This window comes from Bifidobacterium sp. LH_426, from assembly GCF_056356875.1.
In genome coordinates this window covers 1-12,647 of the sequence record NZ_JBKEVB010000005.1, presented here as the reverse complement: position 1 = coordinate 12,647, position 12,647 = coordinate 1, and the positions used below count along the sequence as shown (strand labels likewise).

The following is a 12,647-nucleotide window of genomic DNA, read 5'->3' as shown; positions in this document are numbered from 1 at the left end:
GTCACTTCGCCTGGTCGAGCGCGTCCTGCAGCGAGCCGATGAATCCTGTGGAGGTCTCGGTCGCGCCGGAGACCATCTGGATGTCGGCGCTTTGGGCCTTGACGGCCTCGTCGGACAGCTGCGGGATCGCCTGCTGGGCGATTCCGAGCGAACGCGGGTTGTCGCTCGGGTATTTGACGGCGGCGACCTGCGTGACCTTGCCGTCGGCCACGGTCACCTGCACCTGCACGTCGCCTTTGGATGTGGCGACGACCGCGCCCGTGTAGACGCCGTCCTTGAACGCGCCCGAATCGGACGAGGTGCCATCGGAGCCATCGGCAGAGTCGGTGCCGGAATCGGAATCGGCGCCGGCGCCCCCGTCCGATGCCGCCGAGCCAGAGCTTCCCTTGCCGGAGGCGGACGAGGAGCCGGACGTGCCCGACCCCAGCGGCGTGCCCGAGGCCACCGACGGGGAGGCGGCGCTCCCCCTGCCGGCGAACAGCAGCATCATGTCGGCGGCCGCGGCGAGGATGCCGATGACGGCGATGACGGTCGAGATCGCTTTGCGACGCATATGGTTTCCCTTTGCAATCGATGAATAGGCTGAAATATCAAATACCACGATTCGTGGTATTCCCCTGCCTTGCCATCATAGGGAAGCCACCGACCCCAAAGCCTAGAAAAACCTGAAAAACCGGTGGAAAAAGGCTTGCGCTGTGGGCAAGCTCACATTGCGGCGGTTTCGGCCGGTTCCTCCGCCGTCACATAACGGCGCAGCAGCGTGGTGATGACGACGGCGAGCGCGGCGAAGACGGCACCGAACGGGCCGAGCCAGGTGAGTCCCAGATGGTCGTTGACGAGTCCGCCGACCGCGGATCCGATGGCGATGCCGATGTTGAAGCTCATCGAGTTGAGCGAGGCGGCGAGGTTCATCGATCCCGGGTGCGACTGGGCGGCGACGTCCATGTACAGCACCTGCGACGACGAGTTGAACAGGTACATCATCATGCCGAGGGCGACGAGCAGGATCGCGCCGTACACGGGGACGACGGGCGCGAGCGCGAGCGTGGCGAGCAGTACGGTGTGCAGGCAGAAGACGGGGCGCGTGCGCACGAGCGGTTCGACGCCGCGGCCGCGCTCGGCGAGCTTGCCGCCGTACAGGTTGCTCCACAGGCAGGCGACGCCGTAGAGGACGAGTCCGATGCTCACATAGCGTTCGGGCACGCCGATCTCGTCGCGCATGATCGGCGTCAGATACGTGTAGAACACGTAGCTGGAGGCCGCGCCGCACACGACGGTGAGCACGCCGCCCCAGATGCGGTGGTCGAAGAAGAGACGGAACTGGCGCAGGAAGCCGATGGTCACCGGGTGCGAGTTGCGCGGCAGGACGAGGAACATCATCGCCATGAGCGCGGCGGTGGCGGCGGTGATGATGAGGAACGTGATGCGCCAGCTGAACGTGTTCGCCACCCACGTGCCGAACGGCACGCCGACGACGGAGGCGATGGAGAACCCGGAGAACACCCATGCGATGAACTTGGTGCGGTATTTGTCCGTGGTGACGTCGGGCGCGTAGGTCATGGCGATGGCGACGAGCGTGCCGGAGACGAGCGCAATCATGATGCGGGCGACCAGCAGGACGGCGTAGTTGGGCGCGAGCGCGCACAGGAGGTTGCCGACGAGGAAGACGCCCATGAGCGTCAGGTAGGTCGCGAAGCGCGGGAACCGGGCGGAGATGGCGGAGCCGAGCGGCGTGACCGGCGCGTAGACGAACGCGAACAGGGCGACGAGGTTGCCGACGGTCACCTCGGACACCTTGAGTCCCTGCGCGATGTCGGGCAGGATGCCGACGACCACGAACTCGCTCATGCCGAGCATGAAGCTCGCGAGGACGAGAATCGTCACCGGCAGGTTGAAGAAGCGGTCGGATCGGGTCGAAACAGGTTTCTCGCCGGGTTCCGTCACGGGTGCGGGATTATTCGTCATCTTCCTGGTTCTTCCTCGTCATGTCGTTCCATGTGCATGCTATTGGCCCAGCCCTACAATGGAGATGAAGCGACACGCGGGTGGAAGGGGCGCGGCATGTTCGGCGATTCCGATAGCGGACAGATCAGGTGGGACGGCGACGGCGCCGGGACCGATGGCGGGACCGGCAAGCCGGATACGAACGACACGATCAATGGGAACAGCGGGGCCGACGGTCCACGCGAAGGCGGCGGACCCGATAAACCCGATAACCCCGATAAACCCGGCAAACCTAACGACTCCGGCGAGACCGACCGATTCGAGAAAGCGACGATGCACCGGGTGCGCACACTGCTCATCGTCGCCGCCGTGGCCGTGCTGGTCGTCCCCCAGCTCGTGGGCTTCTGGCGGGTCACACGCGCCATGAAGTCCATATCATCATCGTCATCATCATCGTCCTGGAGCACGACGCCGGCACCGCAGGACCCGGAGATATCGGTCAAGGAGGGCAACGGCCCGTTGACCGGAAGCGACACGGACGACACGGCCGTCCTCACCGTCGACAAAGCCGTGTCGGGAGGCGTGGACCGCATCGACGGCCGACCACTCATCGTCGTCTACTTCACGCTGGAGAACACCTCGGAGCATGCGATACAGCTCAACCTGATTTCCGACCCGCAGGCCTCGCAGCATGGGCTGGAGCTTCCACGCTCCTCCGTGCAGGACGTCTACGAGAACGGCGAGCACCATACGCCGCTCGAAGGCTACGACGCGGACTCGCGGCAGCGGACCGTCATGCCGAAGGAGAAGACCTCGATCCAGTCCACCTACCGGATCATGGACGCGTCCGCGCCGGTGACGTTCACGGCGCTCGGATTCCACGGGACCGACGCGGTGTCCGCCGCGTTCTCCGTCGCCGCGGGCAGGCCGATGGGCGAGGAGTTCGGACGCATCGCACTGGATTCCGCCCCCAAGGCCACGGCACCCGACGAATCCGATCTCAAGAGCTACATCCCGTTGCGAGACTGGCGCGGCACGACGGTCCTCGGCTACGTGAAGCCGCTGAAGGCGGAGCGCGGACCGGACACGAGCAGGGGCGAGCACACGATCGTCGTCACCTATGCGTGGGTGAACAAGCGCAACAAACCCCAAGGCCTGACCGACATGGCCAGCCTCGAGGTATGGAAGGACGGGTCGAAGCTCGATATGACGTACCTACCCGAGCATGACGGCGACGACTACACGGCCAACGAACAGCTGCTGGACCTCGACGCCGGCGCGTCGGCCCGGATCCAGGTCGCCTACCTCGCCGACGAGCCCGGGAAGGTCGAGGTGCGCATCCGGTCCTCCGCGCAGCCGTCGGACACGAAGCCCGTCACGAGGACGTTCACCGTCTCCTGACCGCCGCGGCCGCGACCCGTGGCGAAGCAACGGCACATGGCAACATGGCAATCACACGGAAAAGGCGGGGCTTCCAGCAACAGGAAGCCCCGCCTTCACGCATGCGCGCCGACCGCACCTTACCCTTACAGCTTCGGCAGGTACGTCTTGAGCTCGTACGCGGTGACCTGGCGGTTGTACTCCTCCCACTCCTGACGCTTGTTGCGCAGGAAGTAGTTGAACGCATGCTCGCCGAGCACGTCCGCTACGAAATCGGACTTCTCCATGATCTTCAACGCGGCGCCGAGCGAGCGCGGCAACGGCTCGATGCCCATGGACTGGCGCTCCTCGTCGGTGAGCTCCCACACGTCGTCGCTCGTCGGCTCGGCCAGCGTCATCTGCTTCTCGATGCCGTCGAGGCCGGCGGCCAGCAGCACCGAGTACGCGAGATACGGGTTGGCGACCGGGTCGAGGCCGCGGAACTCCATACGCGCGGAATTGCCCTTGCCGGGCTTGTACTGCGGGATGCGCAGCAGCGCGGAACGGTTGTTGTGGCCCCAGCAGATGTAGCTCGGCGCCTCGTTGCCGCCCCACAGGCGCTTGTACGAGTTCACGTACTGGTCGGTGACCGCGCAGATCTCCGCCGCATGGTGGAGGATGCCGGCCGCGAACTGGCGGGCGGTCAGGGACATGTTGAACTCCTGGCCGGCCTCGTAGAACGCGTTCGCATCACCCTCGAACAGGCTCAGATGCGTGTGCATGCCGGAGCCGGGCGCGTCGGCCAGGGGCTTGGGCATGAAGCTCGCGTGGATGCCGCGTTCCAGCGAAATCTCCTTGACCACGGTGCGGAACGTCATGATGTTGTCGGCCGTGGTGAGCGCGTCCGCGTACCGCAGGTCGATCTCGTTCTGACCGGGGCCCGCCTCATGATGCGAGTACTCCACCGAGATGCCCATCTGCTCGAGCATGTTCACGGTGGCGCGGCGGAAGTCCATGCCGGGGCTGCGCGGCACGTGGTCGAAATAGCCGCCCTCGTCGATCGGCGTCGGGGCCTTCGACCAATCGTCCTGCTGCTCGAACAGGTAGAACTCCATCTCGGGGTGCACGTAGAACGTGAAGCCCTTCTCCTTCGCCTTGGCGAGCGAACGCTTCAGCACGTGGCGCGGGTCGCCGAGGCTCGGCTCGCCGTCCGGGGTGAGCACGTCGCAGAACATGCGGGCCGTCCCCTGCGGTCCGCCGCGCCACGGCAGGATCTGGAAGGTGGAGGGATCCGGCTTGACGATCATGTCATCCTCGGACACGCGCGTCATGCCCTCGATGGCCGAACCGTCGAATCCGAGCCCCTCCTCGAACGCAGCCTCCAGTTCCGCCGGCGCGATGGCCACGGACTTCAGCGTGCCGAGCACGTCCGTGAACCATAGACGAATGAAGCGCACGTCGCGTTCCTCGACGGTGCGCAGGGCGAACTCCTGTTGCTTATCCATAGTGCCCAATCCTCACACCCACGTGTTAGGGCTTTGTTACCTCGGCGCACGTCACGCTACAGTGGTGCCCATGAGCGAAGCCGCACAAGACCATCTCACCCCATCCGCCAATCCGCCCATCGACGTCACGTCATGGGAACGGGCCGACTCCCCCCGCGAGCGTTCGCGCGCCGGCATCGCCGCACGCGCGAAGGCGCCGCTCGAATCGCACGCCGTCTGGCAGGTGCGGTCCGGCCGCCGCGAGGCGATCGACCTGCTCGAGGAGCAGTCCGCGATCCGCGTGCCCGATCTGATCCCGCTGCGTTACAAGCGCATGAGCGCCAGCCCGTTCACGTTCTACCGCGGCACGGTGCTCATCATGACGAACGATCTGGCGACCACGCCGGTCACCGGCATCCCCGTGCAGTGCGTGGGCGACGCGCACATCGGCAATTTCGGCATCTTCCGCTCCCCCTCCGCCCGTCTCGTGTTCGACATCAACGACTTCGACGAGACGGCGACCGGACCGTGGGAGTGGGATCTCAAGCGTCTCGCCGTGTCCGTGGAGATCTGCGGACGCGCGAACAAGCTCAAGGAGAAGGCGATCCGCGAGGCCGTGCTCCAATGCACGCGCGAATACCGCGAGCGCATCAAATGGTTCTCCGAAATGGATTATCTCGACGCCTGGTACGAGCATCTCGACGTGGAGGAGACGCTCGACCGGTTCGAGACGACCGGCGGCGGCAAGCGCAACGGCACGCTGCGCCAGGCCGCGATGAAGGCGCTGCTCAAGGACAACGACGCGGCCGCCGCGAAACTGTGCCGGTTCAAGGACGGCAAGCTCAGGTTCAAGTCGAATCCGCCCGAACTCGTGCCGATCAACGAGCTCGACAGCTACGCGGATCTCGACGCGTTGCAGGCCCGTCTCGACACGCTGTTCGAGAACTACCGCCATTCCCTGTACGAGGATCGCCGCTGGGTGTTCGACCATTTCCGTTATCAGGATGCGGCGCGCAAGGTCGTGGGCGTCGGTTCGGTGGGCCAGCGCGCCTGGGCGAGCGTGTGGATCGCGCGCGACATCGACGATCCGATGATGATCCAGATGAAGGAGGCCACGTATTCGGTGCTCGAGCATTACTGCGGCGCCTCCCCGTACGCGACGCACGGCGAACGCGTGGTGCAGGGCCAGAAGCTCATCCAATCCACGGCGGACGTGCTGCTCGGCTGGACGAGCTTCCTCGCCGAGGACGGTAGGAAGCGCGACTACTACGTGCGTCAGTTGTGGAACGGCAAGGGGTCGATCGACATCGACAACCTCAACGCCACGGCATTGTCCGATCTGGCGCGCATGTGCGCCTGGTGCCTCGCCCACGCGCATGCGCGCACCGGCGATTCGATCGCGATCGCGAACTATCTGGGCGGCTCCGACGAGTTCGACCAGGCGATCGCCTCGTTCGCCGTCAGCTACGCCGAGCAGAACGACGAGGACTACGCCGTCTTCAAGAAGATGATCAAAAAGGGCCAACTGCCCTGCGCGTAGAGGATGTGAGGGACACGCTCCGCCCCTCCGGGAATCCTGGCGCCGACCTCTCTCGGCACGGCGCCGCCCTTTCTCGGCGCAAGGATTCCCGGAAATCATCCCCTTCTTCCGGGAATCCTTGCACTGAGACGACGTCAACACAAGAAATCCCGGAAGACTTGCGTATCTTCCGGGATTTCCCGCGCCGGCTCATCAATCGTCATCCTTCGGACGACATCCGGCACCTACTTGGTCTTTCGATGCCTACTTCGCGACCTCGAGCGCCTCTTCGAGCGTAAACGCGCGCGCGTAGAGCGATTTGCCGAGGATCGCGGAGTCGACGCCGAGGTCGGCGAGCTCGCGGATGTTCCTCAGATCGTCGAGCTTGGAGATGCCACCGGAAGCGGTCACCTTCGCGTCGGTGCGTTCGGCGACCTCACGCAGCAGGTCGAGGTTCGGCCCGCTCATCATGCCGTCGCGCGCGACGTCGGTGACGACGTAGCGCGAACATCCGGCATCGTCGAGCATCTTCATCGTCTCGAACAGGTCGCCGCCTTCGCGCGTCCAGCCGCGCGCGGCGAGCGTGTGCCCGCGCACGTCGAGACCGACGGCCACGCGGTCGCCGTATTTCGCGATCGCCTTGCGCGTCCATTCCGGGTTCTCGAGCGCGGCGGTGCCGATGTTGACGCGGGCGGCGCCGGCTTCGAGCGCGGCGTCGAGCGACGCGTCGTCGCGCACGCCGCCGGACATCTCGATGTTGACGCGGCTGCCGAGCTCGTGGACGATCTCGCGCAGCTGGGCGCGGTTGTCGCCGGTGCCGAACGCGGCGTCGAGGTCGACGAGGTGGATCCATTCCGCGCCGGATTCGACCCACGTGCGCGCCGCCTCGAGCGGGGAGCCGTAGTCGGTTTCGGAGCCGGACTCGCCTTGGCGCAGTCGCACGGCCTTGCCGTCGCGCACGTCGACGGCGGGAAGCAGGGTGAGGGACATGATGGGAGCCTTTCTCGGGGATTGGTGGTTGGCCGCGATGACGCGGTTGTGACGATGGCGGCCGGTGACGTCGGTCAGAACGTGGCGATCCAGTTCTTCAGGAGCTGGGCTCCCGCATCGCCGGACTTCTCCGGGTGGAACTGGGTGGCCGACAGGGGCCCGCGCTCGTAGGCGGCGACGAAGCGGCTGCGGCCGTACGTGCACCAGGTGACGTGCTGTTCGTCAGCGATCTCGATCTGGAGTCCGGACAGATCCTTCGCCGTCGCCTCATGCGCGGCGTAGGAGTGGACGAAGTAGAAGCGTTCGTCCTCCACGCCCTTGAGCAGCGTGGAGCCTTCCGCGCCTTCGACCGTATCCCAGCCCATGTGCGGCACGACGTCCGCGTCGAGCGGGTCGACGGAGCCGCCGATCAGGCCGACGCCGGCGGCGTTCTCGCCATGCTCATGACCGGTCTCGAACATCACCTGTTCGCCGACGCACACGCCGAGCACCGGGCGTCCGGCGCGCAGACGGTCGACGATCACGCGGTCGCCCTGCACGTGGCGCAGGCCCTCCATGCAGGCGGCGAACGCGCCGACGCCCGGCACGACGAGACCGTCGGCCTCGAGCGCCTGACGGTAGTCGGAGGTGAGCGAGGTGTCGATGCCGAGTCGTGCGAGCGCGCGCACCATGGAACGCACGTTGCCGAATCCATAGTCGAAGACGACTGCTGTGGTCACGGGATTCTCCTTATCGATATGACAGGTTATTCGATGCTGGAACCGCGGGTGGCTCCCCCACGGCCCATGCGCGTGTGGTCGGCGATCACCTTCATCGCCTGATCGTGGTCCATACTCCCCGAGTCGACCACTTCGAAGCCCTTCGACTTCAATTGGGCGACGGTGGTGATGCCGAGCATAAGGTCCTCCACGAACCGCGGCGTCGAGTTGAACAGGATGGGCGGGGCGAGCGTGGATCCGGCCTGTCCGCCCGCGTACAGGGTGACTTCGAGCTTGTCGGCGCGGTTGACGCCGAGCACGACGCTCATGCCGCCGACGACGGTGGTGATGTCGCGCGCCGCCGCCTCGGGCGCGTCGCCGTCGAGACTGCGCAGTACGGCGACGGCACCCTGGTTGGAGCCGATGCAGTCGGCGGAGATGTCGGACAGCTGGCAGAACGCGGCGAGCAGCTGCGCCGACGCGATGCGCGTGACGAGCGCCGCCATCTTCGCCTTGTTGCCGAGCAGTCCCTCAAGCGCGTCCTCGAATCCGGTGGCAGGATCGATCGAGGAGGCATCATCGGGGATGTCGATGCCGTCGATGTCCGGCAGGTCGCCGTCGGAGGCGGAGGCGCCGGATCCGTCGGCATCGCCGGTGCCGCTCTCCTGCGCGAACTCCTTTTCGAAGCCCTCCATCGCCTTGGCGATGTCGTCATCGGAAAGATGGCCCGCGTCCGGATCGAAATCGTCGGGGCCGTCGCTCTTGCCGTCGTCCCAGCCGGACATCACAGCGATCCCTTCGTGCTCGGGATCAGACCCTCGATGCGCGGATCGGGTTCGACGGCGAACCGCAGCGCACGCGCGAACGCCTTGAACTCGGCTTCGGCGATGTGGTGCGGATCGCGGCCGGCGAGCACCTGCAGGTGCAGGCAGATGCCGGCGTGCAGCGCGATCGACTCCATGACGTGGCGCACGAGGGAGCCGGTGAAGTGGCCGCCCATCATGCAGTATTCGTAGCCTTCCGGCTCGCCGGAGCACACCACGTACGGACGGCCGGAGATGTCGACGACGGCCTTGGCGAGCGCCTCGTCGAGCGGCACGGTGGCGTCGGCGAAGCGGCGGATGCCGCGCTTGTCGCCGAGCGCCTGCCTGAGCGCCTCGCCGAACACGATGGCCGTGTCCTCCACGGTGTGGTGCACGTCGATGTCGGTGTCGCCGTGCGCGTGAATCTTCAGGTCGATGAGCGAATGCTTGCCGAGCGCGTTCATCATGTGGTTGTAGAACGGCACGGAGGTGTCGATGTCGGTCTGGCCGGTGCCGTCGAGATTCAGTTCGAGGTCGATGTGCGACTCGCTGGTCTCACGGACGATGTGCGCGGTGCGCGCCATGATGTTGCTCCTTCAGGAAAGTTGCGGGAAAGTCTGCGTTGCGACGTGGTGATGCCGTTCGCGTGGCCTCATTCGGCTTCCACGATGCGCAGGGTCTCGGCGAGGGCGTCGCGGAATCGCGCCATCTCCTCGTCGGTGCCCATGCACACGCGCAGCCAGCCGTCCGGACCGACGACGCGGATGAGGACGCCGCGCTTCAACAGCTCGTCGAAGATCGCGTCGCGCTTGTCGAAGCGTCCGCCGAACAGCAGGAAGTTGGAGCCGGATTCGGCGACTTCGAGATGCACGCCCTTGTAGGTCTGCTCCTTCAGCCATGCGGCGGTCGCCTCGCGCGTCTCGCGCAGGTGGCCGACGCGGCTCAGCTGCTCGTCGGTGTGCTCGAACGCGGCGAGGGCGGCGGCCTGGGTGACGGCCGACAGATGGTACGGCATGCGCACGATGCGCACGCAGTCGATGATGCCCTTGGACGCGGCGAGATAGCCGACGCGCGCGCCGGCGAAGGCGAACGCCTTGCTCATCGTACGGCTGACGGCCAAGTTCGGATGATCCTTGATGAGGCTCACGGCGCTCGGGGTGCCGGGGTTGCGGAACTCCACATACGCCTCGTCGATGACGAGGATCGGGTGCACGCCTTCGCCGGCGCCCTCCACCTCGGCGGTCTCGCAGGCGGCGAGGATGCGCTCGATGTCCTCCATCGGCAGCGGCGTGCCGGTCGGATTGTTCGGGCTGGTGAGCAGCACCATGGACGGCTTGACCTCGTGGATCGCCTCGATGGTCTTCTCCACGTTGAGCGTGAAGTCCTCGTTGCGGTGGGCAAGCTTCCAGCCGGTGAACGTGTCGCGCGCGTACTCCGGGTACATCGAGTACGTGGGGTCGGCGCCGAGCGCGGTGCGGCCCGGGCCGCCGAACGCCTGGAACAGCTGGAGCATGATCTCGTTGGAGCCGTTCGCGCCCCACAGTTCGTCCACGTCGAGGCGCGTGCCCGACTCGCGGGCGAGATAGTCGCTGAATGCACGGCGCAGTTCGATGTGCTCGCGGTCCGGGTAGCGGTTGAGCGTTGGGGCGATCTCGCGCACGCGGCGGGCAATCGTGTCGCACACGGCCGGATCGGGCGCATACGGGTTCTCGTTGACATTGAGGCAGACGGGCACGTCGAGCTGCGGCGCGCCGTACGGCTCCTCGCCGATCAGATCGTTCCTCAGGGGCAGGTTCGAGGGGATGGCACTCACAGCAGACCAGCTTCCTTCTCCTGCTCGCGCAGGGTCGCCTTGTCGTACGGATCCTTGACGAAGCGGGACAGCACGCACTCGCCGTGGGCGGGCAGGTCCTCGGACACGGCGAACGCGTTGATGCGCGCGGCGAGGGCCTTCAGACCTTCCTCGTCGTATTCGATGACCTCGACGGGCTTCATGAAGGTGTGCACGCCGAGACCGGCGGCGAAGCGGGCGGTGCCGCCGGTGGGCAGCACGTGGTTGGAGCCGGACATGTAGTCGCCGAGCGGCACCGGCGAGTAGGGGCCGCGGAAGATGGCGCCCGCGTTCTTGATGCGCTTGACGACCTCGTCCGCGTTCGCGGTCTGGATCTCGAGGTGTTCGGCCGCGTAGGCGTTGGCCGCGTCGATGGACTGGTCGAGACCGTCGGTGAGGACGATGGCGGACTGCGTGCCGGAAAGGGACGTGTGGACGCGTTCGGCGTGCTCGGTGCGCGGCACGCGGTAGTTCAGGTTCTCCTGCACCTTCTCGGCGAGCTCCGGCGAATCGGTGAACAGCACGGAGCCGGCGAGCTCGTCGTGCTCGGCCTGGCCGATGAGGTCGGCGGCCACGAGGCTCGGGTTCGCGTCCTTGTCGGCGATGATGCCGATCTCGGTGGGGCCGGCGACCGCGTCGATGCCGACGAACGCGGAGACGAGGGACTTGGCGGTGGCGACGAAGATGTTGCCCGGGCCGGTGATCTTGTCGACCGGATCGCACAGCACGGCGCCATCCTGCGGCTCGGAGCCCTTCGCGCCGTAGGCGAACATGGCGATGGCCTGGGCGCCGCCCACCGCGTACACCTCCTTGACGCCGAGGATGGCGCAGGTGGCGAGGATGGTCTTGTTCGGCAGGCCCTTGTCGTTGTCGCGGGCCGGCGGGGTCGCGATGGCGAGGGATTCGACGCCGGCGGCCTGCGCGGGCACGGCGTTCATGATGACGGAGCTCGGGTACACGGCCTTGCCGCCGGGCACGTACAGGCCGACGCGCTGGATCGGAATCCAGCGTTCGGCAACGCGGGCGCCGGGCGCGAGATCGGTGTGGAAGTCCTTCGGCACCTGGTTGGTGGCGACGGCGCGGGCGCGGCGCACGGATTCCTCGATGGCGGCGCGCACTTCCGGGTCGAGCGTGGTGAGCGCATCCTGGATGGCCTCTTCGGGCACGCGCAGGTGCTCGGGGCGCACACGGTCGAACTTCTCCTCGAAGTCGCGCAGGGCGGCCGCGCCGCGCTCCTTGACGTCGTCGAGGATGGGGCGCACCAGATCGGTGGCTTCGGAGGTGCCCATGGCGGCGCGCGGCATCGCGGCCAGCAGTTCGGCACGGGACAGGACTTGACCGCGAAGGTCGATGATTCGCATGATGTTCTCGCTCATAACAGCCCATCGTAACAACGGCGATGGTTGGAATGACGGGGAATGTCCACTTTTCACCCGCATGGTGAGACATGTCCGGGTATGCGTGGACCCCCGGGAGCGTGTGCTCGACCGGGGGTCCTTATCGTTATAATGCGGCGGCGTGCTACTCTCCCACACTCTCTCGGGTGCAGTACCATCGCCGTGCCAGGTCTTAGCTTCCGGGTTCGGAATGGGACCGGGCGTCTCTCCTGGGCTATGACCGCCGCAAATCTTCTCTTATCAGGGATGTTCCTCCCCGGATGCTGGTGGTTCGGGGACCGGATGGTGGACGCTGTTGATCGCTTGGGTTGTGACGTCACGGTTGCTCCGTGTCGCGTGCATTCGCAGAAAGAGGTTGATGCCGTCCCGACCATGGGTCGGGATTGAGTGTGTCGCGCTTCCCCGTTAGTACCGGTCGGCTCCACCCCTCGCGGGGCTTCCACGTCCGGCCTATCGACCACGTGTTCTGCATGGGGGGTCTCAGGAACCGTAGTTCCCTGGGAATACTTATCTTGGAGCGGGCTTCCCGCTTAGATGCTTTCAGCGGTTATCCCTTCCGAACGCAGCCAACCGGCGGTGCCACTGGCGTGACAACCGGCGTACCGGAGGTTCGTCCACCCAG

Annotated in this window: 11 protein-coding genes and 2 rRNA genes; 2 read left to right on the top strand and 11 right to left on the bottom strand. The window is 66.2% G+C overall.

Translation table 11 applies throughout. The features are described from left to right. Position 1: 1 nt before the first annotated feature. Together AC1AYD_RS06205 and AC1AYD_RS06200 are read right to left on the bottom strand one after the other, a co-directional pair. Positions 2-553, bottom strand: a complete 552-nt coding sequence (locus AC1AYD_RS06205; protein ID WP_476502055.1) for an FMN-binding protein — start codon at positions 551-553, stop codon at positions 2-4. Between the two features lie 152 nt (positions 554-705). Next, complete coding sequence (locus tag AC1AYD_RS06200; protein WP_476502054.1) at positions 706-1,965, bottom strand: MFS transporter; 1,260 nt, start codon at positions 1,963-1,965, stop codon at positions 706-708. A 96-nt stretch (positions 1,966-2,061) separates the two neighbouring features. Here AC1AYD_RS06200 and AC1AYD_RS06195 point away from each other — a divergent pair, with 96 nt between their 5' ends. Continuing rightward, the gene (locus AC1AYD_RS06195) at positions 2,062-3,345 is read left to right on the top strand and encodes a DUF5067 domain-containing protein (protein WP_476502053.1); all 1,284 of its coding nucleotides are present in this window, start codon (positions 2,062-2,064) and stop codon (positions 3,343-3,345) included. A gap of 125 nt (positions 3,346-3,470) precedes the next feature. On the opposite strand, the gene glnA is transcribed toward AC1AYD_RS06195, so the two are convergent. After that, complete coding sequence (glnA, locus tag AC1AYD_RS06190) at positions 3,471-4,808, bottom strand: type I glutamate--ammonia ligase (RefSeq protein WP_476502052.1); 1,338 nt, start codon at positions 4,806-4,808, stop codon at positions 3,471-3,473. A gap of 70 nt (positions 4,809-4,878) precedes the next feature. Here glnA and AC1AYD_RS06185 point away from each other — a divergent pair, with 70 nt between their 5' ends. Then, positions 4,879-6,327, top strand: a complete 1,449-nt coding sequence (locus AC1AYD_RS06185; RefSeq protein ID WP_476502051.1) for a DUF2252 domain-containing protein — start codon at positions 4,879-4,881, stop codon at positions 6,325-6,327. Between the two features lie 243 nt (positions 6,328-6,570). Here AC1AYD_RS06185 and priA read toward each other — a convergent pair whose 3' ends face one another. From priA to AC1AYD_RS06145, 8 genes are all read right to left on the bottom strand, one after another. Beyond that, the gene (priA, locus tag AC1AYD_RS06180) at positions 6,571-7,296 is read right to left on the bottom strand and encodes a bifunctional 1-(5-phosphoribosyl)-5-((5-phosphoribosylamino)methylideneamino)imidazole-4-carboxamide isomerase/phosphoribosylanthranilate isomerase PriA (RefSeq protein ID WP_476502050.1); all 726 of its coding nucleotides are present in this window, start codon (positions 7,294-7,296) and stop codon (positions 6,571-6,573) included. A 74-nt stretch (positions 7,297-7,370) separates the two neighbouring features. Beyond that, entirely contained in the window at positions 7,371-8,015 is a 645-nt protein-coding gene (gene hisH, locus AC1AYD_RS06175; protein ID WP_476502049.1) for an imidazole glycerol phosphate synthase subunit HisH, read from the bottom strand. A gap of 26 nt (positions 8,016-8,041) precedes the next feature. Continuing rightward, entirely contained in the window at positions 8,042-8,779 is a 738-nt protein-coding gene (locus AC1AYD_RS06170) for a hypothetical protein (protein WP_476502048.1), read from the bottom strand. Beyond that, positions 8,779-9,381 (bottom strand): imidazoleglycerol-phosphate dehydratase HisB, encoded by a 603-nt coding sequence (gene hisB / locus AC1AYD_RS06165; RefSeq protein ID WP_476502047.1) that lies wholly within the window; start codon positions 9,379-9,381, stop codon positions 8,779-8,781. The genes AC1AYD_RS06170 and hisB overlap by 1 nt, the downstream gene beginning before the upstream one ends. Before the next feature lie 68 nt (positions 9,382-9,449). After that, the gene (locus AC1AYD_RS06160) at positions 9,450-10,610 is read right to left on the bottom strand and encodes a histidinol-phosphate transaminase (RefSeq protein WP_476502046.1); all 1,161 of its coding nucleotides are present in this window, start codon (positions 10,608-10,610) and stop codon (positions 9,450-9,452) included. Next, on the bottom strand, positions 10,607-12,004 hold the full coding sequence (gene hisD, locus AC1AYD_RS06155; protein ID WP_476502045.1) for a histidinol dehydrogenase: 1,398 nt from the start codon (positions 12,002-12,004) through the stop codon (positions 10,607-10,609). The genes AC1AYD_RS06160 and hisD overlap by 4 nt, the downstream gene beginning before the upstream one ends. A 132-nt stretch (positions 12,005-12,136) precedes the next feature. After that, positions 12,137-12,253: ribosomal RNA gene (gene rrf / locus AC1AYD_RS06150) — 5S ribosomal RNA — on the bottom strand. Positions 12,254-12,410: 157 nt separating this feature from the next. Further along, positions 12,411-12,647: ribosomal RNA gene (locus AC1AYD_RS06145) — 23S ribosomal RNA — on the bottom strand; the annotation flags it as partial.